The following is a 25,702-nucleotide window of genomic DNA, read 5'->3' as shown; positions in this document are numbered from 1 at the left end:
CCTTGTGGAAAACCCTTTTGACGACGTCTATTTTATGAAAAAAGCTTTGCAAGAAGCAGAAATTGCTTTTGACAAGGGTGAAATTCCTGTGGGCGCCTTAATTGTGATTGATAACAGAATCATTGCTCGGGCACATAATCTAACCGAACTTTTAAATGATGTTACCGCGCATGCGGAGATGCAAGCTATCACCGCCGCAGCCAATTTTTTAGGTGGAAAGTATCTTATCAATTGTACGCTTTACGTCACCTTAGAACCCTGTCAGATGTGTGCGGGCGCTTTGTATTGGAGTCAAATTAACCGTGTTGTGTATGGGGCCAGAGACCCGGAACGTGGGTGCATTGCCTTAAATACAAAACTGCATCCCAAAACGGTGATGGTTGGTGGGGTTTTGGAAGACGAGTCAGCGCAATTGTTGAAACGTTTCTTTATAGAAAAGCGGAACTTAAACTAGAATTTGTTTTTTTCTTTATCGCGCATCTTATCTAGGTTCTCCTTAGTGAGCATATAATCCTTAAAGTTGCGATCTTTCCAACGATGGTAGGTAAATAAGGGAAACACGACCAAAAACAGGCCAACGGTGCCAAAACCAATCATCTTTTGGGAATGTTCAGTCTCTAAAATAAATCCCGCGGCAATACTGCCTAATGTGAGAATTACCAGTACAATTATTAAATATTTCATTATTGTGTGATGTTTATTAATTTGCGACGGTACATGGTAAGCAATTTTGATTTGGAGATAAACCCTACATAAATTCCGTCATCTACAACAGGTAGATTCCATGCGTTACTATCTTGAAATTTTTTCATAATCTCCGTCATCTTGTCTTTCTTAATGTCGATAGTATCTGGCGGAACTTGCATCACATCTCGTGCAAATACTTCAGTATAAAGAGTCGGGTCAAACATAATGGGTCGGATATCGTCCAGCAGAATAATTCCTTTTAAGGTATTGGTTGTGGCATCGACCACAGGAAAAATATTCCGGTTTGATTTAATTACCGCCTCGTGCACAATATCGCCCAAAGTCATCGTGGTGGTAATTTTAATAAAATTTGTTTCCACAACCTTATTGATATCCATCAATGTCAAGACTGCATGATCTTTATCATGGGTAATAAGTTCCCCTTTTCGGCCCAATTCCATAGTATAAACGGAATGAGGGTGAAAATATTTCGTAATGCCGAATGATATGGCGGCCGTTAACATGAGCGGTATAAAGAGTTCATACCCGCCGGTGACTTCAGCAATCAAGAAAATTGCGGTTAAGGGGGCGTGCAGTACGCCGGCCATTAAACCGGCCATGCCAACCAGCGTAAAATTACTTTCGGAAACGGGATAATTTGTAAAGCCACTGTGGTTGATCAGTTTTGCAACACAGTTGCCCATAATACTGCCCATAAACAAAGTTGGGGCAAAAATCCCCCCAACTCCACCAGCTCCAAAAGTGAGCGCACTGGCAATAATTTTAAAAAATACCAGGCCGGCTAAAAGCAAAATTACTACCCAAATATTATCGACATTGAGATTTAAAAAATTATTCTGAATTGCTTTTTGATGATTGCCCGCAATTAAATTGTTGATCACTTCAAAACCTTCACCGTATAAGGGGGGTATAAAATAAATTAAGACGCCCAAAAGCGAACCTCCAACCAAGAGTTTTTTTATGGGGGAATCACTTTTATCAAATAGCCGTTGTATGCGATCATACACTTCCGTAAAATAAATGGAGGTAAACGCAGCAACAACTCCTAAAAGCAAGTAAAAGGGTGCGTCAGATAATTTAAAGCCCTCCTCAAGGCTGAAGGACAGCAGCACGTCATTGCCCAGAAAAAAATACGAAGTTAAAATTGCAGACAATGACGCCATTAATAAGGGCAACATAGAGGCAATGGTCAAATCTAAACTAAAGACTTCTATAGCAAAAATAATAGCAGCAATAGGGGCTTTAAAAATAGATGACATGGCTCCCGCGGCGGCGCAACCAATCAATAAATTACGTGTGGTCTGATTGACGTGAAATAGCCGTGCGATATTTGAACTTATGGCAGCCCCGGTAGCCACTGTAGGGCCTTCCAATCCTACAGAACCTCCAAAACCAACCGTGAGCGGTGCGGTTAATATAGAGCCAAACATTTGATAGCGCTTCATGAGACCCTTTCGCTTGGAAATCGAAAAAAGGGTTGAAGGAATCCCGTGACTTACTTTATGCCTAATGACATACTTCATAATCAGATACACCAAGGTCAGACCAACAATGGGAAACAGAAAATAGAACGCTTCTTGGTAATACTTTACCAATTGCCCTTCCATGATATTCTGGATAAAATGCGTCAGATTTTTTAAAACTACCGCACCAACGCCCGACGTAAAACCTACCAAAATACTTAGAATAATCACAAACTGATTGTGGGAAATGTATTTAGCTCTCCAGATTAAGAGTTGCTTAAAAAGTGGTCGTTTAGGCATTTTTAAATCTACTAAAAAAATTGTCCCGACGGTTATCGGGACAAGGTTTAAATTTTATTAAGATTTGAGATTCAGTTTTAAACTGAGTTCCTCAAGTTGTTTATCATCAATTGGAGCAGGAGCATCAATCATCACATCACGACCATTATTGTTTTTCGGGAATGCAATAAAATCGCGAATGGTTTCTTGTCCACCCAAAATAGCAACCAATCGGTCCAATCCAAAAGCCAATCCACCGTGTGGCGGTGCACCATATTGAAAAGCATCCATTAAGAACCCAAATTGCGCATTGGCTTCTTCCGGCGTGAATCCTAAATAATCAAACATTAACGCTTGGGTCTTCTTATCGTGAATTCTGATGGATCCACCACCAATTTCATTACCATTTAACACCAAATCGTAGGCGTTGGCTTTTACCGCACCCGGATCAGTATCCAACAATTCCAATTGTCCTGGTTTTGGTGAAGTAAACGGATGGTGCATGGCGTGGTAACGGTTGGTGTCTTCGTCCCATTCCAACAAAGGGAAATCAATTACCCATAATGGTGCGAATTCCTTAGGATTTCGTAAGCCTAATCGCGTAGCCAATTCCATACGTAAGGCACTCAACTGTGTTCTTACTTTATGGGTGTTTCCTGATAGCACACAAATCAAATCTCCCGGTTTTGCGCCTGTTATTTCAGCCCATTTGGCTAAATCTTCTTGATCATAGAATTTATCAACAGACGATTTGAAAGTGCCATCGTCATTATAACGTGCGTAAATCATGCCTAAAGCACCAATTTGCGGACGCTTTACCCAATCAATCAATTGGTCAATTTCTTTACGTGTATAAGCGTTTCCGCCCGGTATGGCAATTCCCACTACCAATTCAGCAGCATTGAAAACACCAAAATCTTTATGTTGTGTGACGTTGTTTAACTCGCCAAATTCCATCCCAAATCTAATATCTGGCTTGTCATTTCCATACTTTTGCATTGCTTCGTCATAGGTCATACGTGGGAATTTTTCAATTTCCACACCGTTCACTTCTTTTAATAAATGACGGGTCAAGCCTTCAAAAGCATTTAAAATATCTTCTTGCTCCACAAATGCCATTTCGCAGTCAATTTGCGTAAATTCTGGCTGTCTGTCGGCACGTAAATCTTCATCTCTAAAACATTTCACAATTTGGAAATATTTATCCATGCCACCTACCATCAACAATTGTTTAAAGGTTTGTGGACTCTGCGGAAGCGCATAAAACTGCCCCTCATTCATACGGCTAGGCACCACAAAATCACGAGCACCTTCTGGGGTGGACTTGATTAAGTAAGGCGTTTCAACCTCTATAAAACCTTCGTTGGAGAGGTAATTGCGGACTTCTTGGGCTACTTTTGCTCTAAAGATCAAACTGTTTTTTACAGGATTTCTTCGGATGTCTAAGTAACGGTATTTCATACGTAATTCTTCACCGCCGTCAGTGTCATCTTCAATGGTAAATGGAGGCAGAAGCGCTGCGTTCAAAACTGTTAATTCAGACACCAAAATCTCGATATCGCCCGTCACCATATTCGGATTTTTAGACGTGCGCTCAATGACGGTTCCTTTCACTTGAATCACAAATTCACGACCTAAGTTTTGGGCTTGCTCCATTAGAGATTTTGGCGTGCGCTCCTCGTCAAAAACAAGTTGGGTAATGCCGTAACGATCGCGTAAATCGACCCAAAGCACAAAGCCTTTGTCGCGGCTTTTTTGAACCCATCCGGATAAGGTAACCTCGGTATTGATATGTGATGCTCTTAACTCACCACAGTTGTGACTTCTGTACATAGTATGAAAAATTGAAGTGCAAATTTAATGAAGTTCTATGAGTATCAAATAAAAAAGGCTTAACAATTATAGAGTATTATATTTTAGATTTATAGGTGCTGAACTTCGATATAATGGCCCTCAAAAACTATAAAATGTTGTGCTTTTTATTCCTTTTTATTGGATTGCGGAAACACTGTCAATCATTGGAATTTATCAATTCTGCCTCAAAACTTTATCGAGCAAATTCATCCTTAACTCTGGCAGCATGTTGCTTTGTTTATACAGTTATTGGCTGCAATGGCAACCTTGGAAAGGTCTGGGATTAATTTGTAGTTTGATGAGGATGCGTCAGCGTATAAGTGAGATGCAAAAGGGAGCACCATTTAAATGCTCCTTCCTATGCAAATGATTAAATAAAAGACTCTTGTCTTTGCTGAATTAAAAGCTAATAAATTATAGGTTGATAAAAAAAAGTCAGATACAAACTCTGACTTTTAGTGATTAATAGCATTTAATCTAAAGTGAATCCCCACGATCACTTTTTTTTGTTTTAGGTACATAAATCCCTAATCGAATATCCAAATTAATCTCCACATAATAATGGCCCTTTGTATAGTTGGTATTAAAAAATGTATAAATGGTGATTATGTGAGCTTTCATTTTAAGTTGGACACTAATCAATGATTGAAATACTTTACAACGTAACGCGTTATACATTAAATACTGCTAATCGTACATATTTGTTTAACTTCCAATGGTATAAGTATTATATTTAAAATATGATTAAAGCTATAATTGTTGACGACGAACCTAAGGCCATACAGAGCCTGTCTTGGGAGCTTTCAAACTTTAGTGATGACATTAAAGTGGTCAAGACCTTCACTAGTCCGGAAGATGCTATAGACTATATAGACAATAGTGCCTTTGATTGTCTGTTTTTAGACATTCAAATGCCCACCATGGACGGATTCCAGTTTTTGGAAAAACTTACCAATAGAGATTTTGCGGTGGTCATAACTACGGCCTATAATGAGTTTGCAATTAAAGCCTTAAAACATGAGGCTATAGATTATTTGTTGAAGCCGATTGATTCTGATGATTTGCAGGAAACTATAAAAAAGATTAAAAAATATAATTTTAAGTTGGCCAATTCCAGTAAAATAGAAGAGGTGCTGCTTAATTTTAATGCGAAATTTGATCATAAAAAAATCACCATTAATACGGATGGCAAGTTGATTTTTTTGGAAGCAGAAGAAATTTTATTTGTGGAGTCTGATGGAAATTATTGCACCATCATTATGGAAAATGCCCAAAAGATTGTTATTACTAAAAAATTGAAAGAAATGAATGCCATTTTGCCTGCCAATCAATTTTTTAGAATTCATAATTCTTATATCATTAATCTAAAGAAGATAAAAGAGTTTATAAAAAGCGAAGGTTACGTGATTATGGAATCAAACCATAGAATTCCGGTAGCCCGCCAACGTAAATCGGACTTTTTAGAGAAGTTGTAATCCAATGAAATTCTTACCTACACCATATAAATATCATCTGCAATGGTCCCTCAAAATTTTAATGGGATTGCTAATTTTTTGTGCGATGCCTTCAGGACAAGCTCAAAATGAAGCGTCGATTAATTTGGAGCAGACCTTGCAAAAGTTGCAGGGAACTTGGCCAAAACAGTATGAAACGATAGATTCTGTATTTCTGAAATTCAAAAATGATAGTGTGGTCTTAAAGACATTGATCAAAAAGGCCGAAGCTAAGCATGCCCTAGAAGTTGAAAGTTATGCTTGCAATAAATTAGGCGAGTTGTACCGCAACCTATCTCAGTATGACGCGGCTTTGAAGATGCACGCTAAGGCGGAAAATTTGGCCATTGAAGCTCGTAATGTGCAATTAGAAGTGATCAGTCTCAACATGATTGGCGTGGTGTACCGTCGGATGGATGTTATAAAACCTGCCTTAGATTATCATAAAAAAGCCTTGGATATTGCCAATTCCATTGCCGATCCTACACCTCAATTAAGAGCCAGTATTGCAGTGTCACAAAACAGTATGGGCAATATTTATCTGACCTTAAAACAGTACGATTTAGCCATTGCACAATTTGAAAAATCCTTATTTATTGAGCAGCAATTGGATAATAAATTAGGTCTTGCCATTAACTATCATAATTTAGGCTATGCCGATGAGGCCAAAGGACTGCTGGACGTTGCCTTGCAAAATTATAAGCGCTCTTTAGAGTACAATGAACAAATTGATTCTGAAGTTGGCCGAGTGATCTGTTTTAACAGTATTGGACAAATTTATATTAAACAGGGTAAATTTACGGAAGCCAAAATTATCATTGAAAAGGCGCTGGAAAAAGCGCTGCAACTTGAGGATCAATTTTATATTTCATATGCCTATATCAATTTAGGATGGGCTCAGAATGAATTGAATTTAAATGCGCTTGCCGAAGCCAATCTGCAAAAAGGCTTGGAAATCTCTGAAAAATACGGGCTAAAAACTTCTATCGTTGATGCCCATAAGCACCTGTCCAGTTTATACGAAAAGCAGAAAGCCTATCAAAAAGCGTTGTTTCATTACAATCAGGCTGTAGAACTGGAAAAGACCATCTACACGGAGCGTAACATGCAATATGTAAGTGATATCATTATTCAATATGAAAATGAGGCAAAAAACGTCCAAATACAGCAGTTGGCCAATGAAAACGAGTTGGTCAAATCTTTGATGCAACGCAACCAAACTATCTTTTGGTTTGCGATTTTAGCGCTGGTCATTACGGCAGCGACCATGATCGTGATCAACAGAAATAGGCAGCTGCGTCATGAAAAGCAAATTCTGACTTTAGAGCAGGACATGTTAAGAAGTCAAATGAATCCGCATTTTATCTTCAATTCCTTAAACTCTATAAAACTTTACATTATTAATAACGAAAAGGAAAACGCTGTTTACTATTTGAATAAATTTTCGAAATTTATCAGGAAAATATTGATTGCCTCTACTGAAAAAGAAATCCCTTTGGAAGATGAATTGGAGACCATGAAATTGTATATGAATATTGAAAACATCCGTTTTTCAAATGAAATCCAGTTTACTATAGATGTGGCCGAAGGTATCAATACCGCATACATCAGGGTACCTTCACTTATTTTGCAGCCATTTCTTGAAAATGCTTTGTGGCATGGACTGTCCTCTAAAAAAGAAGATAAGCAAATTGAAATGAAAGTCTATCAAGAGCGTCAGGACTTTGTGACAATATCCATTACCGATAATGGAATTGGTAGAAAAGCGTCAGGTTTAATCAACCACAATAGAGTGCTCAAAAGAAAGTCAGTGGGTTTAGCCATCACTAAAGCGCGTTTGACCAATTTCTCCAAAGGGTTTACGACAGATTACAAAATGGACATTGTAGATTTGTACGATGAGCAGCAACAACCGTCAGGAACTCGTGTTGTGGTAAATATTCCCATACGGGCCACTAATTTAAAGAGTGCTTAATTGGCGGCATTCCTATCCCGTGATTTTAGAATGGACGTTTGTATTCGTCTCTGTCTAAATTATATGGATTTTCTGAAACTTCCTAATTTCTCCTTAAAACTAAGGCCCATCCACTAAAAGATAAGCCTTGTGAAATTGTGGAGTATGGTTGATTTATTAGTTGCCCAAGCCGCCAAACATAGACCCGTATTCTGATGTTTGGAGTGAGAAATTTGTTTCTTCTACACCAATACATTCCATAGTCATGTTGTTTTTGTCTTTCTTTTTGTCCACATAATGCATTTCCATCATCAATGCGTTTTCGCTAAATTTTGTCATCCAAGCGGGATTAAATCCTTTGGGAAGCTTTGTTTTTCCATTGTCCCACATTTTACTGAAACTTACAGGAGCTTCATTGGTGACGTAAAATGTTACTTTAGCATCCTTGTTTTCGCCAATGAACCCATCACAATGGTAGCCTAAAATAGTTTTAGAATCGGTTTTGGTAAAACTGTAATCTGAATTTTCGGCTTCATCTGTGAAATCGTCCAACTTTATTTTGGAAGACTTCACGATTTTTTTGCCCATCACCTCCATAAACACGCCGGTTATAGCATTCGCGTTATCCATAATGGTGAACATCTTCATGCCTTCTTGACTTTGGGTCATGGAAGCGATATCAAAACCAAAATAATCCGCGTCTTTCTTTAGGTAATAATCAAAAATAATATCATCTTTTTTATGGGTCATTTTGAGCTTGTAGATGTAATCAAAATCGTATGCGTTTCTTAATCCTTGCGAATCGCCTTGAGCGAAAACAATTGCGGAAGAGCATAGAAAACTGAGGCTTATAAAAAACCTAATAAAAAGTGACTGTTTCATTTATTTTTAAATTTAAAGGGTTAACGTGTTGCTAATTTTTAATTTACAAAAATAAGAATGATAGAGATGTAAGATTGTATGGTCAGTAGTGAATTTTGTGTGCTTGGTGAGGAAGTGGTCTTATTTCCGATTTTCGGCCACCTTTTCGAGTTCCATATACCAATCTTCTCCAAATTTTCTGATCAGCGCTTGCTTCACAAATTTATAGACTGGCACTTGAAGTTCCTTGCCCAAGGTACAGGCGTCGTCGCAAATTTCCCATTTATGATAATTTACGGCAGAAAATTCAGTGTAGTCTTTCACACGGACCGGGTATAAATGGCAGGATACAGGTTTTTTCCAATCAATTTCTCCTTGATTGTGCGCTTCTTCTATAGCACAGAGTGCGGTTCCTTTAGTGTCAAACATCACATAAGCACAGTCAGCCCCATTGATTAGTGGCGTTTCAAACTCGCCATCTTCATTTGTAGTAAATGTGCCTTGCGCTTCAACGGCATCAATTCCTGCCTGGCGCATAAACGGTTTAACTTTGGGATAAATGTCCTGTAAAATCTTAGTTTCTGCCAATTCTACAGGTGCACCAGCATCACCATCAATGCAACAAGCGCCCTTACAAGCAGACAAATTACAGACAAAATCCTTCTCGATGATGTCTTCTGAAACAATGGTTTTTCCTAACTGAAACATAATGTATTGGCTTAAAAATGAGGTGATTTTTGTTTAAAAATGGCTGACAAAAGTAACCAAAATTTAGAGTTATTTAGTATTATAAATCGATATTAAACTTCTACTTTTGCAAAAAATTAAAGCTTAAGCATATGCAACTTGATTTTAAGGAAATTTTTACAGCATTTATGATTCTTTTCGCCGTAATTGATATTATTGGAAATATTCCAATTGTAATCGATTTGCGTAAGAAATTTGGACATATTGAAAGTGGTAAGGCCTCTATTATCGCAGGTATTATTTTGATTATTTTTCTATTTATTGGTCAGAATATTTTGTCATTAATTGGGATTGATATCAACTCGTTTGCTGTGGCTGGTGCATTTATCCTGTTTTTTATCGCTATAGAAATGACATTGGGTATTACCCTGTATAAAAATGATGAAAGTAGTAGTATGACGGCAACGGTCTTTCCGCTGGCTTTCCCATTAATTGCCGGGCCTGGTAGTTTGACCACGTTATTATCTCTACGAGCGGAATATGCGGTAGAAAACATCATAGTTGCGGTTTTAATGAATGTTGTTGTTATCTTTATCGTATTAAAAACATCATCAAAAATTGAGCGATTTCTGGGTCCGAGTGGTATCAATATCATCCGAAAAATCTTTGGAGTTATCTTATTGGCTATTGCCGTAAAATTATTTGCCGCTAATATCAAGACCTTGTTTGAACTTGTATAATATCTAAACTATGAAAATAGCATCCATCATTCTATCTCTTATTGCATTAGTGTTTATTGGTTTTAATGTCACTAAACTGGACTTCAATAATCTTTTTCATGGCGACAGTATGGTAGCACTAATTACGATATTGACTGCGCTTTGTGCGACTGTTCTCTTGCAGATTCTCAGAATTTCAAAACGAATTGAGAAACTTTCTAAGCATAAGGGCAATGCATGATGTATTGATTGTGGGAGCTGGAGCCGCAGGCCTATCTTGTGCCTTAGTTTTGGGCTCCGCTAAACCGAAACCTTTTGCTGCGGATAAGCGAATTGGGTTGATTGCGCATCAAAGAACTTCTCATTTGCAGAATGCTTTATTTAACAATGTTTTGGGCTTGGAGGCTGGAACTCTAGGGGCAGATCTTTTGAGCCAAGGGAAGGCGCAATTGGCCGCCTTGTATCCGCACGTTGATCAGATAATGCATGAGAAAGTTAAGTCCGTAATTGAATCTTCTGAAGGATATACGGTGACGACCAACAAAGCGACCTACAGTTCAAAGCTTGTGGTTATTGCGGTTGGCTATACTAATTTGATTACCATTGAAGGCTTAGAGCCTTATATTGAAGCCCATCCAAAGGCTGCACCTGCAAAGGAGCGTATTTGGCTAAAAAATGAGAATCATTTGGTTGCACCGGGACTGTTTGTTGCGGGCACTCTTGCAGGTTTGAGAAGTCAATATGCTATTGCATGTGGAAGTGGGGCGCAAGTGGCCACGGATATTTTGACGCTATGGAATGATGGGAAAGATACCCATGTCCACGATAAAATCTAAATAGTGTTTATTAGAGCTCTAGCAGTTGAGTGCACTTTATCAGTTACTTCTTAGGCTGTACCAATTTTAAGACTTCCTCAATCATATCATCCGTAGCATTCAATATTTCTTCAGACGCGTTAGATCCATAAAGTTGATCTGCTAAGGCTGCTTTAATTAAGGTTTTCATTTCTTGATGATAGGCCACAAAAGTGATGCGTTCTCTCTGTTTTTTGTTGATATAATCCTGAAAACGGAGCACAATATCGTCGCTCACTTCAAAATTGGCAATAAAGTCGTTTTTGGCAACATTTACATAATTTTTGCGATCCTTATCCAATTCCTCAAAAACAAAGTAATTTATAAGTCCGCTATATTTTATAAAATTTAGGGTTTCGTTTTGAGTACTAGGATCTATAGGTACAAAAATATCAGGTATAATGCCGCCGCCGCCGTAAACGATCTTGCCTTTTGGGGTGGTGAATTTAAGTGAATCCGCTACCCTGATATTAATTTCATCATTAAATTCGCCACTGCTTCTGCGTTTGTAATAGTCGTTATAATATTCTTGGTTGTGGCCATTGTCGTACGGACGCTGAATAGATCGACCGGTTGGTGTGTAGTAGCGAGACACCGTTAAACGTACAGCACTCCCGTCGCCTAATGACATTTCGCGTTGCACCAAGCCTTTGCCGTAACTACGACGCCCAATGATGGTGCCCTTATCGTTATCTTGTAATGCACCAGCAACAATCTCACTGGCAGAAGCTGAGTTTTCATTAATCAAAATAAACACTTCACCTTCTTCAAAATCGCCGCGTTTAGTGGCGAAACTTTTCTCAACACGACCAGACTTATTCTTGGTAAAAAGAATCAATTTATCATCTTCTAAAAACTCATCCGCAATCTGTTCCGCAATGGCTAAAAAGCCTCCGGGATTATCACGTAGATCCAACACTAATTTCGTGGCACCTTGGTCTTGTAAGTTGTCTAAGGCACTTTTAAATTCTTTGTAGGTCGATTCCGCAAATCGGTTAATTTTAATATAGGCTAATTCTGGAGTGAGCATATATGCTGCATCCACACTGGTGATGGGAATGCTTGAGCGCTTCACCTTAAAGTCGATGAAACGGTCTTCACTTTTGCGATATATTTTTAAACTTATTTTGCTGTTTTTATCACCTTTTAACTTCTGAATGATTTGATCATTGCTCCACTCTCGGCCAAAAATCGAATCCCCATCCGCCATGATGATGCGGTCACCACTTTTGATGCCTGCTTTTTCACTAGGGCCTCCGGCAAGCGGCCTGATAACCGTAATGGTGTCTTTGTAGGTATAAAAGCTGACACCAATACCCACAAAATCGCCCTTCATGTTTTCAGTTACGCGCTGTAAGTCGCGTTTAGAAATGTAGGTGGAATGTGGATCAAGTTTGTCTAAAATGCCGTTTACCGTCACATCTACGATGCTATCGGTATTTACGTCGTCAACATACTCGTAATCAATGTAGTCAATAAGACGATTCAGTTTGTCTTTCTTACTATTTGAAGTAAATAATCGATCAGAATTATCCGTAAAATTAAGCTTTCCACCAATAAAGACGCCTGTCGCTACCGCAACGCCAATAATCAATGGAATATATTTTTTTTTAAAAGCCATTAGGAGCTTAAATCGTCTATATGTTGTAATTCAATGCCCGCTTTGGACAAGAATTCTAGGCCGGATTCATCTTTATAACCATCGTGATATACCACACGAATAATGCCAGCTTGATGAATTAACTTACTACATTCTTTACAAGGAGATAGGGTGATGTATAAGGTAGCCCCTTTACAGGATTGAGTGGAAGCTGCTACTTTTAAAATGGCATTGGCTTCCGCGTGTAGCACGTACCATTTGGTGTAGCCTTCATCATCTTCGCAATAATTTTCAAAACCGGTTGGGGTACCATTATAGCCATCAGAAATAATCATGCGATCTTTAACGATGACGGCGCCCACTTGTTTGCGTTGGCAATGTGATAATTTGCCCCATTCTTTTGCAATTCTTAAATACGCTTTATCATAGCGCAACTGTTTTTTATTTGGCATTTATAGTGTTTACGATGTTGAAGTATGGTGTAAAAATGTGGGTAAATTAATTGATTAAAACCTAGTACGAATATAAATGCTTCGTATTTTAATTTGTATAATTTAGAGTTAAACTTTACAGGTTTATGCAAATAACTCACTGTTTATTAACATAGGGATGACTAATCCTACAACCACTGCAGAAAGCACCACAATCCAATCGCGTTTTGTGATTCTGAACATGGTCTGGCAGATAAACCCTAAGATGAGTACTATAAATACGACGATGAGCTGTGCCAATTCAATGCCCAGTGCAAACTCAACTAAAGGGAGTAATTTGCTTTCTGCTCTGCCTACAAACATCCTAAATTCGCCCGCAAAACCAAGGCCGTGAATCAATCCAAAAAACAAAGTCGAGAAAAAGAGCACCCCAATTTTTTCGCTTGGTGCTTTTTTGCCTGAGGTAAAAATATTGTAGAGCGCAACTACTAAAATGGAGATGGGAATTAAAAATTCCACCAGTTTGGAGCTGACGCTCACCACTCCGTAAACCGCCAGCACTAAACTTAACGTATGGCCAAACGTAAACATGGTGACCAATAGCAATACCCGTTTCCAGTCCTTAAACATATAAGGTACTGTAAGTACCAATAAGAACAGGACATGATCATAGGCATTGATGTCCAATACATGGTTCATGCCGTATTGCACGTTAAACCAAAAGTCGTCTACCATAAAATTGTTCTTTGGATAGTCTCAAAGGTACGATGATTGCTATGAGTGGCAAAATATATTTTGGATTATGGGAGGTTGAGGAATGGTTGGGAATTTGAGATTATAGAGAAGAGAAAATAGAAAATAGAAAATAGAAAAAAGAGAATAGAGAAGAGACATTCAAATAACTATTCGAAATTTTCAATTGCTTGTCAGTTCGAGTGTTTTTTGTAACACAGTCTTTATTGTGTTGTAAAAAATGTATCGAGAACTGAGTTCAGATTTTAACACCATCCTAAATTCTTTATCAGACCGTTCTATGTTTTCGCTTGGTTTGTCAGTTCGAGTGTTTTTTGCCACACAGTTTTCCTGTGTGGTAAAAAATGTATCGAGAACCGATTTCAGATTTAAATACAGTCCTAAATTCTTTATCAGACCGTTCTATGTTTTCGTTTGTTTTGTCAGTTCGAGTGTTTTTTGTAACACAGTTTTACGGTGTTGTATAAAATGTATCGAGAACCGATTTCAGATTTTAACACCATCCTAAATTCTTTATCAGACCGTTCTATGTTTTCGCTTGGTTTGTCAGTTCGAGTGTTTTTTGCAGCACAGTTTTACTGGGTTGCAAAAAATGTATCGAGAACTGATTTCAGATTTAAATACAGTCCTAAATTCTCTTGTCAGACCGTTCGATGTTTTCGCTTGGTTTGTCAGTTCGAGTGTTTTTGTGACACAGTTTTACTGTGTTGCAAAAAATGTATCGAGAACCGATTTCAGATTTTAACACCATCCTAAATTCTTTATCAGACCGTTCTATGTTTTCGCTTGGTTTGTCAGTTCGAGTGTTTTTTGCCACACAGTTTTCCTGTGTGGTAAAAAATGTATCGAGAACAGTTTCAAAAAACAATTTGTTTGTTTCCACATATTTTCATTTACATTTTAGTGAGGTATAAAAAAACACTCGGTTCTCGATACATTTTTTAATACCGTTTTTTGACGGTATTAAAAAACACTCGAACGGACTACATCATCATTTCATAAAATTAACTATTATATGTAGTGTATCTTGCTTATATTTGTAGCAAGTTGTAGAAACAAGAAACAAGAAACAACAACTTGGAATTAGGAAATAAAATTTAGTTTCAATACTGTATGTGTAGTATTATGAATAAAATGAAAAACATCCAAGCAAATATAAAACACCTTCGGTCCTTAAAACAGCTCTCTCAAGAGCGTTTTGCAGATGAGTTGGGGTGGTCGCGCTCAATTGTGGGATCGTATGAAGAAGGGCGTTCTGAGCCGCCGATTGACCGATTGATCGATTTATCCAATTACTTTATGATTCCCATTGATATCTTGGTCAAAAACGATTTGCGTATGGCCAAAGACACCTCATTTATTGATATTGGGAGCAAGCGTGTGCTGTTCCCCATAACCGTGAATGAAAACAACGAAGATCTCATTGAAATTGTGCCGGCAAAAGCCTCTGCGGGCTATTTGGCAGGTTATGATGATCCGGAATATATTGAACAGCTTCAAAAAATTAAGTTGCCTTTTCTTCCTACAGGAACCCACCGTGCCTTTCCGATTAAAGGCGATTCCATGCTGCCCGTAAAAGACGGCGCTTTTGTGGTGGCAAAGTATGTGGAGGATATTCAGGATGTGAAAAATGGACGCACTTATATTGTGCTGACTAAAGATGATGGCTTGGTTTATAAGCGCGTGTATAATCTTATTGAAGAGAAACAGACGTTGATGCTCAGTAGTGATAATAAATCCTATCAACCTTACGAAGTTCCTATTGAAAACATATTGGAGCTTTGGGAATTTACCTGCTGTATCAACACTCAGGAATACGATGAAAAAGAATTAAAAATGAGTAGTATCATGGCAATGTTCCAAGAATTAAAAGTAGAACTGGAAGCGGTTCAAAAAATGGCCTAATGGGAAAAACCAAAACAACCTATACAATTATTGACGTTGAAACCACCGGACGTGGCAACAAAATCACTGAGATCTCCATCTTTAAATATGATGGTGACAAGGTGGTTGATGAATTTACGTCGCTGGTCAATCCGGAGTCTGCAATACCTGATTATATTACAGCATTAACTGGTATTGATAATGCGATGGTGGCAATTGCCCCAACTTTTGCAGAAATTTCAGAAGCCATTCTTGCCATTACTGAAGACACAATTTTTGTGGCTCATAATGTCAATTTTGACTATAATGTGATTCGGAATGAATTCAAAGCCATTGGTGGCGATTTCAGACGACGTAAATTATGTACGGTGCGGTTGTCACGTACCCTGTTCCCCGGGTTCCGATCGTATAGTTTGGGGAAATTGTGTGTTAGCATGGAGATTGATTTGGTAGACAGGCACCGTGCACGGGGTGACGCTGAAGCCACCGTAACCTTGTTTAAAAAACTATTGGCTCATAAACATTCGGAAACTGTTTTTGCGAACTTTTTGAAAAAAGGCTCGAAAGAAGCGACCTTGCCTTCACATTTGCCAAGCGCTATTTTTGAAAGCATCCCCAATGGTCCGGGCATCTATTTTTTCAAAAATAAAAAAGGTAAAATCATATATGTTGGCAAGGCCATCAATTTGAAGAAGCGTGTTTTAGGACATTTTTATGATAAGAAAGAAAAGGAACTGAACCTTTGTAGAGAAACGGCCCACATTGATTACGAACTGTCGGGTAGTGATGTAGTGGCGCGATTAATGGAAGATGCAGCCATCAAACATCATTTTCCGCTCTATAATCAAGCCGCCAAACGGGTGCCAAAACCTTATGCGGTTTTTAGTTATGAAGACCGTCGGGGCATTCAGCATTTGGCATTTAACACGCTTAAAGCAACACCATTTCCGTTGCAAATTTTTCACAGCATTCGCGATTGCCGATTGTATTTAGAGCAAGTGTGCGAGAAATTTGAATTATGCCCAAAATACTGTCATTTACAAGAGAGTGTCTGGACCTGTTCACATTACAGATTGACCACTTGTAAGGGCGTTTGTAAAGATGAAGAATCGGTGGTGGAATATAACGAACGGGCGAATCTGGCTATTGAATACATGGCAACGTCCAATCAAAATATCCTTTTAAAGGAAAAAGGACGGCATCAGGAAGAGGAAGCATTCATATTGATAAAAAACGGACTCTATCTCGGCTATGGTTTCGTAGACAAATCAGCGCAAATTGTACATACAGACGAGTTTGAAACCTTCCTCATTCCGCAAAAGGAAACCATGGAAATCCAGGGAATTTTAAGAAAATTGCTGTTGCAGTCGTCAACTATTGAAACTTTAGAACTGCACTAATTTTAAAATTTTCAACAAAAAAAAGCACTTAATTTCTTAAGTGCTTTTCGTTTTTCATGTTATCCTTGTTATTCCGTCACCCGATACCATTTTTGGGTTCTGTAGAAAAAGGCTACGTAGCCTCGAACGTTTAATGTGTTTGGACTGTCTTTATCAATCCACATTTTACATTTGTATTCTTTGCCTTTCTGCGGATCGAAGATTGTACCGCCTTCATATTCATTAGCACTATTTTTAGATAAACCTTTAACGATGACTAACCCTTCAATTGGCTGATTGTAATCGTCTCCTTCGCATTTAATGCAAGGTTTACCCTGATCTTCTGGCAGCAATAATTTGGAAACCTTACCGTAGATTTTCCCATTTTGCTTATACAATTCAACGATTGATTTGGTTTTACCTGTTTCATCATCGACGGTTTTCCATTTGCCGGTAAGCTGCTGTGCTTGCGCCAACGGGATGCTTAAAATCAATCCGAGGCACACTAAAAATGTGGTGAGCGTTTTCATAAGCTAAGATTATAGTGTAAACCTGACACCTACATTAAATCCTGTTCCACTCGCATTAACGAACTGGGTTGGGATTTTTCTAGGAGCGTTTTGGTTAGGGGGTGTGGTGGTGCTTTGATCAAATTCGTCAGAAAATTCAAATTCCTTTTCGTAAACTGGTAAATCGGCCAATTGTTGTCCTGGAATTAATTGTGATTGTCCACCAGTTATTGCTGTGGTAGAGTATTCTTTAATTTTCGCGGACTTGCTTTTGATGCTTAAGTTCTTAAGTTCTACCTCTCCAAAAATACTTAAGTTATCACTGATAGGATATGAAATACCCATAGCTCCAAAATAGCCGACGCTAAATTTAGCTTGCACTTCACTGGTAGCTTGTACCAAAATATCTGTGCCTTCACCACCGCCATTTTTTTGTCTGGCTACTGTTTCAATAGTTAAATCTCCAGCCACAGGAACAATTAAACCTAAACGTGCATAAGGACTAACGGTTTTAAAATTTGGAGTTAAGAAAATTCCCGGAGCCACATCAAAACCTCTCAAATAGGTGTTGGCTTCAGAATTGACTTGCGGACTTCTTAAACGTCCAATCATGGTTTTATCACCATGAAAATAACTGATTCCTAATTCCACACCAATATAAGGGTTAAACATATACCCACCGGTAACATTTGCTTTTATCCCAGCGCCTGCTGTGCCCGTCAATGATTTTACATTAAGAGAAGAGCCGTCAGCATTGACAGTGATGTCTGTCGATTGTCTGATTCCTGTAAGTTCATTTGGATCGGCATTATTGAATTCCGTTTTTCCAGATTGAAAACTGTAACCCGTACCCACACGGATGTAAAAGTTAGAGTCTTCAACAGGAGTCATGTCATTTTGAGCTTGTGTAACGTAAGTTGTCGCTGCCAGCACACAGGCCATTAAAGTTTTTGATATCATTTTCATAAGTCTTGTGTTTAAATTTTAGTATTTGATTTGGATGTGGTTAAGAACATAAATCCCGTTTACCACATGTAAAGTTACACAGAATAAAATACTGTTATGCGTTTTATTCTGACGCATATCAAACATGATAGTGGGGTTAAATCCAGTGTTTCAAACGAAATGACTCAGATACAGGTAATTGGGATGGTTTCATTTTTTTAGATTTTTTAAAGAGAAATTTTTCAAAAGAAATTGCGATTTGACAATGAATGAAATTAACATCATTAGGCTGAAAACGCTCAGCTATTGCTAAAATTCAATAGTAAATGTGTGTCATCCAGACTACTAAATTTCAGTAGTTTTCATTTAAAAATCACCGAAAATCAAAAAATAACTACTAGTACCTACCAGTTTGTATATGTGGAATTTTATTCTAAATTTGTTACATGAGTATTGTGACCATAAAAGCCGATTCTAGCATTCCTAAGTACAAACAAATTGTAGCGTCCATTGAGGCGGCTATTGTCGCGGGAAGTCTAAAAAAAGGAGATCGGTTACCGTCGTTAAATACCATTAAAACGCAACATTCCTTGTCTAGGGATACGGTGCTCACGGCATTCAATGAGTTAAAGACGCGGGGCATCATTCAGTCCATTGTCGGAAAAGGGTATTATGTAAACAGTGAAGACGTTGAAGTCAATCACAAAATATTCTTGCTCTTTGACGAATTCAATTCCTTTAAGGAAGATTTATACAACTCTTTCCTGACCAGTTTGGGAGACCATATCCAAGTTGATATTTTCTTCCATCATTTCAATCAAGACATGTTTGCTAAACTAATTAATGACAATGCAGGAGATTACAGTGCCTACGTCATTATGCCAGCAAACCTCAAGGATACTGCGCACATTATAAAACGATTGCCAGAAGAAAAGGTATATATATTAGATCAGACCCACCCCAAGCTCAAGCACTATCCTGCCATTTTTCAAAATTTCAAGAAAGATATTTACCAAGGTCTAGAGGTGGCTATAGACAACATAAAGCGGTATAAAAAATTGGTGTTGCTCTATCAGCCGGCACGACAGCCGCAGGGCATTAAAGATGGATTTAAGTTGTTTTGCAGGGATCATCAATTGGAAAATGAAGTGATTGACAGTTTTACCAACAGAATCGTGTCAGTAGGAGAGTTATATATCGTATTAGATGATAAAAATCTAATTCGGATTATAAAACATATTAAAGAGCGCGGCTTAACCCTCGCCAAAGACATCGGGATCATCTCCTATAATGACACTTTATTAAAGGAAATTGTTGAAGGTGGCATTACCACCATATCTACTGATTTTAATCTCATGGGCGAACGACTGGCAGAAATGATTTTAAATAAAGAATTTGCACAAGTTGAAAACCCGAACCGTTTAATTATTAGAAAATCATTATAATCACGTGTATACACTCACAACATCAGAAGCACAAGGGTTACAGTTTATAGAGCTGAGCAATGCGGACCAAAGTACGAAAGCAACACTTTGTCTTACTCAAGGCGGACGATTGAGCGATTTGCAGTTCAATACCATAAAAGTGCTGGCCAATTATGCGCCATCAACTTATAAAGACAATTATGCATCCTCCATTTTATTTCCCTTTGCCAACCGCGTAAAGGATGGTGCCTACGCTTTTGAGGGGCAAAATCATGATCTTGAATGTAATGAAGTAGAGAAAAACAATGCCTTGCATGGCTTGGTTTACGACAAACATTTTGTGTTAAGTGATTCTAATCTGCAAGCAGATCAGGCCGTGGTTACCATAACCTATAACCACGATGGTTTAAGTAAGGGATTCCCGTTTAAGTTTGACATGGCGCTGACTTACAAATTAACTGACAATAATTTAAGCCTGTCCATTACAGTTATAAATACAGACACTAAAGCCTTTCCATTTACGCTAGGATGGCATCCATACTTTATAAGCAAAGACCTAGAGCAAAGTAGTTTGGTATTTGAAAGTGACACGCGCTTTTTGTGCGATACTCAACAAATTATTTCAGGGTCTTGTTCGTTTGATATAAGCATGCCTTATAATTTAAAAGGCGTCATTTTAGATGATGGCTATGAACTCCAAAAGCCTAAAGTAGAATTCCATACGCCGGAATATATTCTAAACATAGACAGCACATCCAAAGAAAATTATTTACAATTGTACACCCCCAAAACGCCAAATGTGATCGCCATTGAACCCATGACGGGCGCCGCTGATAGTTTTAACAATACGATTGGCCTACAAATTTTGAAATCCAAAGCGTCTTATGACGTAACTTGGAGCATCGCTTTTACAGATCAAAAACAACCAATACATACTAACACACTAATCAGATAATTATGCAATTTTTAACCTTTATTGGGTTTACGGTAATCGTCGCCGTAATCTCATATTTAAAAACCAGAAAAACAGATGAAGGCACTTCAGATGGGTATTTCTTGGGTGGACGTAGTTTAACTGCCGGCGTTGTGGCGGGATCATTATTATTGACCAATTTATCTACGGAACAGTTGGTGGGCCTTAATGGATCAGCCTACCAAAGTGGATTGTCCGTAATGGTTTGGGAAACCGTAGCCGCCGTGGCAATGGTCTTAACCGCAATTTTCTTATTACCGCGCTATTTAAAAGGTGGGTTAACCACGATCCCGGGGTTTCTGGCGGAGCGTTTTGACGTCACTACTAAAACCTTAACCTCTGTATTATTTCTTTCTGGTTATGTTGTGGTGTTGCTTCCGGTTATTTTATACTCTGGCTCCTTGGCGATTAGTGGTATGTTTGATGTGCCTGAATTGTTAGGCGTCACCCAGACCCAATCTATTTGGATTTGTGTGTGGGGTATTGGTATCATCGGATCTATTTATGCCGTATTTGGTGGACTTAAGGCCGTTGCAGTGTCTGATTCCATCAACGCGATTGGATTGCTAATTGGTGGTGTGTTAATACCAATTTTTGGGTTGTTGATGATTGGTGATGGGAGTCTTTTAGATGGTTTATCCATCTTAACTACTGAGAATCCTGAAAAATTTAAGTCGATGGGCGGCCCTACGGATCCCGTACCATTCTATACCATATTTACAGGTATGATGTTGGTAAATTTATTTTATTGGGGAACCAACCAACAAATCATCCAAAGAGCACTTGGGGCTAAAAATTTAAAAGAAGGACAAAAAGGCCTGTTACTGGCCGGGTTTATCAAAATATTGGGGCCAATCATTGTAGTATTACCAGGATTGATTGCTTTTCATATGTTTCAAGGTACTCTAGAAAATGCGGATAGTGCCTACCCGTTGTTGGTTAAGAAAGTTCTACCCACGGCTTTTGTTGGCTTTTTTGCTGCAGTAGTATTTGGTGCCATCTTAAGCTCATTTAATAGTGTATTAAACAGTTCGGTAACATTATTTGGGATTGACATCTATAAACAACACATTAACAAAGATGCCGATGAAAAAACGGTGGTAAAATACGGGAAGACTTTTGGAGTCGTTTTAGCGATCGCAGCAATGTTCATTGCGCCTTTGATTGCTAATGCCGGCAGTTTATTCGCTTATTTACAAGAAATTAATGGGATTTATAGTATTCCAATATTGACCATTATTGTGGTGGGCTATACCACTAAATATGTTCCTGCCATTGCTGCAAAAGTAGGATTGGTATCTGGGTGTGTGCTTTACATCATAAGTCAATTCTTTATGAAGGACTACTTCATTGGGAAGGCACTTGCTGAGGCATCTGCTTCAGGAGTTACGGATAAAGCAGCGTTAGCGTTTGTTGAAGCGCAAGCATATCCTCACTTTTTAGATATCATGGCTATTTTATTTGTTTTGAACATTGTCATCATGCTAATCATCGGGAAATTAAGACCTAGAGACACACCTTTTGTACAGGAATATACCAAACAAGTCGATATTACCCCTTACAAGCATGTGAAGTCAGTGGGTCTGGTTATTTGTTTGTTGGTCATTGGTGTCTATATTTATTTTGCTTAATTATGAAGAATAAGAAATTAGTTAAAGACGTTAAAAAACGTTTTAAAGAACAGTTTAAAACCAAACCCTTACTGGTCTATTCTCCGGGAAGAATTAATCTGATAGGAGAACATACTGATTACAACGAAGGCTTTGTGTTTCCTGCTGCAATTAATAAGGGCATTGTACTTGCCATTCAAAAGAGTGACGCCTCCACCAGTCAAATTGTTGCCTTAAACAAGGAAGAATTATATGAATTTGGGCTGGATGGTATAAAACCCTTGAATGATGGTGGCTGGCAAAATTACATTTTGGGGGTGGTTGCAGAATTACAGAAGTTAGGCAAGTCTCCTGGAAACTTTAATAGTGTATTTGCGGGAAACATTCCGGGTGGTGCCGGCATGTCCTCATCAGCAGCTCTAGAAAACAGTTTTGTGTATGGCTTAAATACGCTATTTAATCTTGGTTTGACTAAGGAAGAGATGATTTTGGTGTCTCAAAAAGCCGAACACAATTTTGTAGGCGTACAATGCGGTATCATGGACCAGTATGCCAGCATGTTTGGTGTTACAGACAGTGCCTTGCTTTTAGACTGTAGAACTGTGGAAGCAAAACCTTATACCATCGATTTTAAAGATTATGAATTGATGCTGATCAATACCAACGTGAAACATGATTTGTCTGAAAGCGCCTATAATGACCGCCGCGCCGTATGTGAGAACATTTCAAGACTTTTGAACGTGGCCGCATTAAGGGATGCCACAAAGGAGGATTTGGATGGTTTGAAAACTGAAATTAGTGAAGCTGATTATCAAAAAGCACTCTATGTCATTGAAGAGAATAACCGCGTATTGCATTTTGCGGAAGTAATAGAAGCAAATGATGTCGAAATTTTAGGACATTTGCTCTATCAATCTCATGAGGGTTTGAGCACGCAGTACAAAGTAAGTTGCGCTGAGCTCGATTTTTTAGTCGATCGGGCTAGAGTTAGTCCCAACGTTGCTGGTGCCCGAATGATGGGTGGTGGATTTGGTGGCTGTACCATCAATTTGGTACTGAAGAGCGAATTTAAAACTTTTAAAAGAAAAGTTTCTAAACAGTTTAAAAAGCAATTTGGTAATGAGTGCTCTGTCTACAAGGTGAAACTGTCGCAGGGAACACATATTATTAAATGAAATATTATAAGACGATGAATTCAAATTTACAAGAGTACTCACATAAACGATTCAATATATTAACTGGCGAATGGGTATTGGTATCGCCACATAGAGCAAAGCGCCCCTGGCAAGGACAAAATGAAGCGGTGGCTAATGAAAATCGTCCATCTCATGACCCCGATTGTTATTTGTGTGCTGGGAATACACGAATTAATGGCGAAGTAAATCCCGATTATAAAGATGTCTTTGTTTTTACCAATGACTTTGCGGCTTTACAAACCACATCACCTGTGTTCTCAATAGATGAAGGCTTGTTTAAAGCAGAAAGTGAGCAAGGTATTTGCAAGGTGATTTGTTTTAGCCCTGACCACTCCAAAAGTTTGGCGGATATGGCGATTGAAGACATTACGAAAGTGGTGAAAACTTGGCAAGCTGAATATGAATTATTAGGCTCTAATGAAGCGATTAATTACGTGCAAATTTTCGAAAACAAGGGTGCTGTAATGGGCTGTAGCAATCCACATCCACACGGTCAAATTTGGAGTCAGTCCACGCTGCCAAATGAGGTAGAGAAAAAAGATGTACATCAAAAAACCTATTATGATACGCATAAAAGCAGTCTTTTGGGTGATTATTTAAAACAGGAACTTGAAGCAAAAGAACGTATCATTTATGAGAATGATCACTTTGTAGTGCTGACGCCATTTTGGGCGGTTTGGCCATTTGAAACTATGATCGTTCCAAAGTATAACTACACAAATATTTCAGAATTATCAGATGCTGAAAGTATCGCTTTTGCGGATGCAATTTCTAAAATCACCAAAGCTTATGATGCACTGTTTCAAGTGTCATTTCCGTATTCTAGCGGGATTCATCAAGCCCCAACCAACGGAGAAGATAATACCCATTGGCATTGGCATATGAGTTTTTATCCGCCATTATTGAGAAGTGCGACGGTTAAGAAATTTATGGTAGGCTATGAGATGTTTGGCTCACCACAACGTGATATTACTGCGGAGCAAGCAGCGGATAGGCTAAGGGCTTTGGTTGTGTAATAATAAACTTATAGTAAAAATAGGGAGGCCTCAATTATTCTTTTGAGGCCTTTTTTAAAAGTTTCGCACAAGAATTAATATTTTAATCCAGTCACCAAATCCACAAAACCTGCAGCATGTTTCCAGTCCGATTCTGGTTCAAAATAATTCCATAAATAGGCGGAAATTGCTCTCTGTAATTCCCAAGCTTTATTATTAAATCCCCAAGATTCATCGGCATTATTTTTAGTAGCAATGTAAAATACGTAATCGCCACTTGGCGCATTCACCATGACCAGCTCTGAACGCGATTTATTAACCATCCCTTGTTTCGCAGCAGTTTGAACGTATGGTGGAATTTGAGAAAGTGAATAATCGGTATAAAAAGAGTTGCCCATAATACGGTACATCTCATCACTCGCAGCTTCATCAACCAAAGTTCTTTCTCTCATTTGTATAAGTAAGGATGCCATTTCACGAGGTGTGGTTTGTCCCCAACCATAAGTTTCCCAATCTTCGGTTCTACCTTCAGTTCGGCTGTTCACGCGTGTATGTTTTAAGCCTAAGTCGGCCATAGTTTTATTGATGGCCAGGCCGCCGCCTACAAGTTCTTGACACCACAATGACGTGGTATTATCGCTCATCGTTATCATTAAAGACACCAAAGTACGCAGGTCAGTAACGGTGCTATCTTTATAAAACTGCATTAATCCTGACCCGCCATAAACACGTTTTGCATCATAAATAAGGGTGTCCTTAAGATGAAGTTTCCCTGCTTTTATCTGATTGAACACTTCAATTAAAATTGGCACTTTAACAATACTCGCCGTCGGAAAAATAGTATCTGCATTGATAGCCGCTTCTTTTTGGGTTTTGAGATTGTACACATAAATACCTACATCGCCTTCAAAACCTTGGGCGAGTTCAGCCAGCCCGTTTTCCAGTATTTTATCAGTGTCTTGTGCCGACATAAAAAATTGACATGAAAAAATAAACACAAAAGAAAGTAAGATTTTCGTTTTCATAAGTATGCGGTATGGTTTGTAAGCAGGGTATAATTTACAAAAATTATGATTATGACACATAAATTTAAAAAAGGGATTGAACGATGGAAACTGCTCAGAAACTATT

At 38.4% G+C, this 25,702-nt stretch carries 23 protein-coding genes; 12 read left to right on the top strand and 11 right to left on the bottom strand.

The features are described from left to right. The first annotated feature begins 4 nt into the window (after window positions 1-4). Window positions 5-454 (top strand): nucleoside deaminase, encoded by a 450-nt coding sequence (locus ES711_RS06585; RefSeq protein ID WP_146892855.1) that lies wholly within the window; start codon window positions 5-7, stop codon window positions 452-454. Here ES711_RS06585 and ES711_RS06580 read toward each other — a convergent pair. From ES711_RS06580 to aspS, 3 genes are read right to left on the bottom strand one after another with little or no spacing between them, the layout of a single operon-like run. After that, window positions 451-684, bottom strand: coding sequence for a hypothetical protein (locus ES711_RS06580; protein ID WP_146891729.1), 234 nt, complete (start codon window positions 682-684; stop codon window positions 451-453). The two genes, ES711_RS06585 and ES711_RS06580, sit on opposite strands and share 4 nt — an antisense overlap. Further along, the gene (locus ES711_RS06575) at window positions 684-2,471 is read right to left on the bottom strand and encodes a chloride channel protein (RefSeq protein WP_146891726.1); all 1,788 of its coding nucleotides are present in this window, start codon (window positions 2,469-2,471) and stop codon (window positions 684-686) included. Before ES711_RS06575 ends, ES711_RS06580 begins: the two co-directional genes overlap by 1 nt. Before the next feature lie 57 nt (window positions 2,472-2,528). Then, window positions 2,529-4,283: an aspartate--tRNA ligase gene (aspS, locus tag ES711_RS06570; protein ID WP_146891724.1), complete on the bottom strand. Its 1,755-nt coding sequence runs from the start codon at window positions 4,281-4,283 to the stop codon at window positions 2,529-2,531. A 761-nt stretch (window positions 4,284-5,044) separates the two neighbouring features. Here aspS and ES711_RS06565 point away from each other — a divergent pair. Both ES711_RS06565 and ES711_RS06560 read left to right on the top strand, forming a co-directional pair. After that, complete coding sequence (locus ES711_RS06565) at window positions 5,045-5,779, top strand: LytR/AlgR family response regulator transcription factor (protein ID WP_146891721.1); 735 nt, start codon at window positions 5,045-5,047, stop codon at window positions 5,777-5,779. Window positions 5,780-5,864: 85 nt separating this feature from the next. Next, complete coding sequence (locus tag ES711_RS06560) at window positions 5,865-7,772, top strand: tetratricopeptide repeat-containing sensor histidine kinase (RefSeq protein ID WP_170245244.1); 1,908 nt, start codon at window positions 5,865-5,867, stop codon at window positions 7,770-7,772. Between the two features lie 156 nt (window positions 7,773-7,928). Here ES711_RS06560 and ES711_RS06555 read toward each other — a convergent pair whose 3' ends face one another. Both ES711_RS06555 and ES711_RS06550 read right to left on the bottom strand, forming a co-directional pair. Further along, window positions 7,929-8,633: a DUF4412 domain-containing protein gene (locus ES711_RS06555; protein ID WP_146891715.1), complete on the bottom strand. Its 705-nt coding sequence runs from the start codon at window positions 8,631-8,633 to the stop codon at window positions 7,929-7,931. Between the two features lie 120 nt (window positions 8,634-8,753). Next, window positions 8,754-9,320, bottom strand: coding sequence for a DUF3109 family protein (locus ES711_RS06550; RefSeq protein ID WP_146891713.1), 567 nt, complete (start codon window positions 9,318-9,320; stop codon window positions 8,754-8,756). A 131-nt stretch (window positions 9,321-9,451) separates the two neighbouring features. Here ES711_RS06550 and ES711_RS06545 point away from each other — a divergent pair, with 131 nt between their 5' ends. Together ES711_RS06545 and ES711_RS06535 are read left to right on the top strand one after the other, a co-directional pair. Beyond that, entirely contained in the window at window positions 9,452-10,039 is a 588-nt protein-coding gene (locus ES711_RS06545) for a MarC family protein (RefSeq protein ID WP_133756744.1), read from the top strand. Between the two features lie 212 nt (window positions 10,040-10,251). Continuing rightward, window positions 10,252-10,854 (top strand): FAD-dependent oxidoreductase, encoded by a 603-nt coding sequence (locus tag ES711_RS06535; RefSeq protein ID WP_146891707.1) that lies wholly within the window; start codon window positions 10,252-10,254, stop codon window positions 10,852-10,854. A gap of 43 nt (window positions 10,855-10,897) precedes the next feature. On the opposite strand, the gene ES711_RS06530 is transcribed toward ES711_RS06535, so the two are convergent. The 3 genes from ES711_RS06530 to ES711_RS06520 all read right to left on the bottom strand — a co-directional run bounded on the left by ES711_RS06530 (window position 10,898) and on the right by ES711_RS06520 (window position 13,638). Next, window positions 10,898-12,493, bottom strand: coding sequence for a S41 family peptidase (locus ES711_RS06530; RefSeq protein ID WP_146891704.1), 1,596 nt, complete (start codon window positions 12,491-12,493; stop codon window positions 10,898-10,900). Continuing rightward, window positions 12,493-12,924 (bottom strand): deoxycytidylate deaminase, encoded by a 432-nt coding sequence (locus tag ES711_RS06525; protein WP_146891701.1) that lies wholly within the window; start codon window positions 12,922-12,924, stop codon window positions 12,493-12,495. The genes ES711_RS06530 and ES711_RS06525 overlap by 1 nt, the downstream gene beginning before the upstream one ends. Window positions 12,925-13,047: 123 nt before the next feature. Continuing rightward, entirely contained in the window at window positions 13,048-13,638 is a 591-nt protein-coding gene (locus ES711_RS06520; RefSeq protein WP_146891699.1) for a HupE/UreJ family protein, read from the bottom strand. Window positions 13,639-14,790: 1,152 nt separating this feature from the next. Here ES711_RS06520 and ES711_RS06515 point away from each other — a divergent pair. After that, complete coding sequence (locus ES711_RS06515) at window positions 14,791-15,561, top strand: XRE family transcriptional regulator (protein ID WP_146891696.1); 771 nt, start codon at window positions 14,791-14,793, stop codon at window positions 15,559-15,561. After that, window positions 15,561-16,940, top strand: a complete 1,380-nt coding sequence (locus ES711_RS06510) for an exonuclease domain-containing protein (protein WP_146891694.1) — start codon at window positions 15,561-15,563, stop codon at window positions 16,938-16,940. Before ES711_RS06515 ends, ES711_RS06510 begins: the two co-directional genes overlap by 1 nt. A gap of 68 nt (window positions 16,941-17,008) precedes the next feature. Here ES711_RS06510 and ES711_RS06505 read toward each other — a convergent pair whose 3' ends face one another. After that, window positions 17,009-17,449, bottom strand: coding sequence for a DUF2147 domain-containing protein (locus ES711_RS06505; protein WP_146891691.1), 441 nt, complete (start codon window positions 17,447-17,449; stop codon window positions 17,009-17,011). Between the two features lie 9 nt (window positions 17,450-17,458). Further along, window positions 17,459-18,394 carry an outer membrane beta-barrel protein gene (locus ES711_RS06500; protein WP_146891688.1) on the bottom strand — a complete coding sequence of 312 codons (936 nt, stop codon included), beginning with the start codon at window positions 18,392-18,394 and terminating at the stop codon, window positions 17,459-17,461. 425 nt (window positions 18,395-18,819) lie between these two features. On the opposite strand from ES711_RS06500, the gene ES711_RS06495 reads away from it, so the two are divergent. Genes ES711_RS06495 through ES711_RS06475 form a run of 5 tightly spaced genes read left to right on the top strand, consistent with a single transcriptional unit; the run spans window position 18,820 to window position 24,592 of the window. Beyond that, window positions 18,820-19,818: a GntR family transcriptional regulator gene (locus tag ES711_RS06495; protein WP_146891686.1), complete on the top strand. Its 999-nt coding sequence runs from the start codon at window positions 18,820-18,822 to the stop codon at window positions 19,816-19,818. 4 nt (window positions 19,819-19,822) lie between these two features. Beyond that, window positions 19,823-20,752 (top strand): aldose 1-epimerase, encoded by a 930-nt coding sequence (locus tag ES711_RS06490; RefSeq protein ID WP_146891683.1) that lies wholly within the window; start codon window positions 19,823-19,825, stop codon window positions 20,750-20,752. Between the two features lie 2 nt (window positions 20,753-20,754). After that, window positions 20,755-22,401, top strand: coding sequence for a solute:sodium symporter family transporter (locus ES711_RS06485; RefSeq protein WP_211363058.1), 1,647 nt, complete (start codon window positions 20,755-20,757; stop codon window positions 22,399-22,401). A gap of 2 nt (window positions 22,402-22,403) precedes the next feature. Beyond that, window positions 22,404-23,555 (top strand): galactokinase, encoded by a 1,152-nt coding sequence (galK, locus tag ES711_RS06480; RefSeq protein ID WP_146891678.1) that lies wholly within the window; start codon window positions 22,404-22,406, stop codon window positions 23,553-23,555. 14 nt (window positions 23,556-23,569) lie between these two features. After that, window positions 23,570-24,592 (top strand): UDP-glucose--hexose-1-phosphate uridylyltransferase, encoded by a 1,023-nt coding sequence (locus ES711_RS06475; RefSeq protein ID WP_146891675.1) that lies wholly within the window; start codon window positions 23,570-23,572, stop codon window positions 24,590-24,592. 74 nt (window positions 24,593-24,666) lie between these two features. Here the strand turns inward: ES711_RS06475 and ES711_RS06470 are convergent, their stop codons facing one another. Then, the gene (locus ES711_RS06470; protein ID WP_146891672.1) at window positions 24,667-25,596 is read right to left on the bottom strand and encodes a serine hydrolase; all 930 of its coding nucleotides are present in this window, start codon (window positions 25,594-25,596) and stop codon (window positions 24,667-24,669) included. Between the last annotated feature and the right edge of the window lie 106 nt (window positions 25,597-25,702).

It is taken from the genome of Gelidibacter salicanalis, assembly GCF_007997285.1.
GTDB classification, from domain to species: domain Bacteria; phylum Bacteroidota; class Bacteroidia; order Flavobacteriales; family Flavobacteriaceae; genus Gelidibacter; species Gelidibacter salicanalis.
Note: the sequence above shows the minus strand (reverse complement) of the source record. Positions and strands in the feature narration are given on the sequence as shown.

What these genes read in the sequence shown, in the direction of transcription:
- ES711_RS06535 (WP_146891707.1), top strand. Translation starts at nt 10,252, where the DNA reads ATGCATGATGTATTGATTGTGGGAGCTGGAGCCGCAGGCCTATCTTGT.
- ES711_RS06495 (WP_146891686.1), top strand. Translation starts at nt 18,820, where the DNA reads ATGAGTATTGTGACCATAAAAGCCGATTCTAGCATTCCTAAGTACAAA.
- ES711_RS06470 (WP_146891672.1), bottom strand. Translation starts at nt 25,596, where the DNA reads ATGAAAACGAAAATCTTACTTTCTTTTGTGTTTATTTTTTCATGTCAA.
- ES711_RS06520 (WP_146891699.1), bottom strand. Translation starts at nt 13,638, where the DNA reads ATGGTAGACGACTTTTGGTTTAACGTGCAATACGGCATGAACCATGTA.
- ES711_RS06545 (WP_133756744.1), top strand. Translation starts at nt 9,452, where the DNA reads ATGCAACTTGATTTTAAGGAAATTTTTACAGCATTTATGATTCTTTTC.
- ES711_RS06530 (WP_146891704.1), bottom strand. Translation starts at nt 12,493, where the DNA reads ATGGCTTTTAAAAAAAAATATATTCCATTGATTATTGGCGTTGCGGTA.
- ES711_RS06485 (WP_211363058.1), top strand. Translation starts at nt 20,755, where the DNA reads ATGCAATTTTTAACCTTTATTGGGTTTACGGTAATCGTCGCCGTAATC.
- ES711_RS06565 (WP_146891721.1), top strand. Translation starts at nt 5,045, where the DNA reads ATGATTAAAGCTATAATTGTTGACGACGAACCTAAGGCCATACAGAGC.
- ES711_RS06560 (WP_170245244.1), top strand. Translation starts at nt 5,865, where the DNA reads ATGCCTTCAGGACAAGCTCAAAATGAAGCGTCGATTAATTTGGAGCAG.
- ES711_RS06580 (WP_146891729.1), bottom strand. Translation starts at nt 684, where the DNA reads ATGAAATATTTAATAATTGTACTGGTAATTCTCACATTAGGCAGTATT.
- ES711_RS06510 (WP_146891694.1), top strand. Translation starts at nt 15,561, where the DNA reads ATGGGAAAAACCAAAACAACCTATACAATTATTGACGTTGAAACCACC.
- ES711_RS06555 (WP_146891715.1), bottom strand. Translation starts at nt 8,633, where the DNA reads ATGAAACAGTCACTTTTTATTAGGTTTTTTATAAGCCTCAGTTTTCTA.
- ES711_RS06475 (WP_146891675.1), top strand. Translation starts at nt 23,570, where the DNA reads ATGAATTCAAATTTACAAGAGTACTCACATAAACGATTCAATATATTA.
- galK (WP_146891678.1), top strand. Translation starts at nt 22,404, where the DNA reads ATGAAGAATAAGAAATTAGTTAAAGACGTTAAAAAACGTTTTAAAGAA.
- ES711_RS06525 (WP_146891701.1), bottom strand. Translation starts at nt 12,924, where the DNA reads ATGCCAAATAAAAAACAGTTGCGCTATGATAAAGCGTATTTAAGAATT.
- ES711_RS06575 (WP_146891726.1), bottom strand. Translation starts at nt 2,471, where the DNA reads ATGCCTAAACGACCACTTTTTAAGCAACTCTTAATCTGGAGAGCTAAA.
- ES711_RS06500 (WP_146891688.1), bottom strand. Translation starts at nt 18,394, where the DNA reads ATGAAAATGATATCAAAAACTTTAATGGCCTGTGTGCTGGCAGCGACA.
- ES711_RS06550 (WP_146891713.1), bottom strand. Translation starts at nt 9,320, where the DNA reads ATGTTTCAGTTAGGAAAAACCATTGTTTCAGAAGACATCATCGAGAAG.
- aspS (WP_146891724.1), bottom strand. Translation starts at nt 4,283, where the DNA reads ATGTACAGAAGTCACAACTGTGGTGAGTTAAGAGCATCACATATCAAT.
- ES711_RS06505 (WP_146891691.1), bottom strand. Translation starts at nt 17,449, where the DNA reads ATGAAAACGCTCACCACATTTTTAGTGTGCCTCGGATTGATTTTAAGC.
- ES711_RS06515 (WP_146891696.1), top strand. Translation starts at nt 14,791, where the DNA reads ATGAAAAACATCCAAGCAAATATAAAACACCTTCGGTCCTTAAAACAG.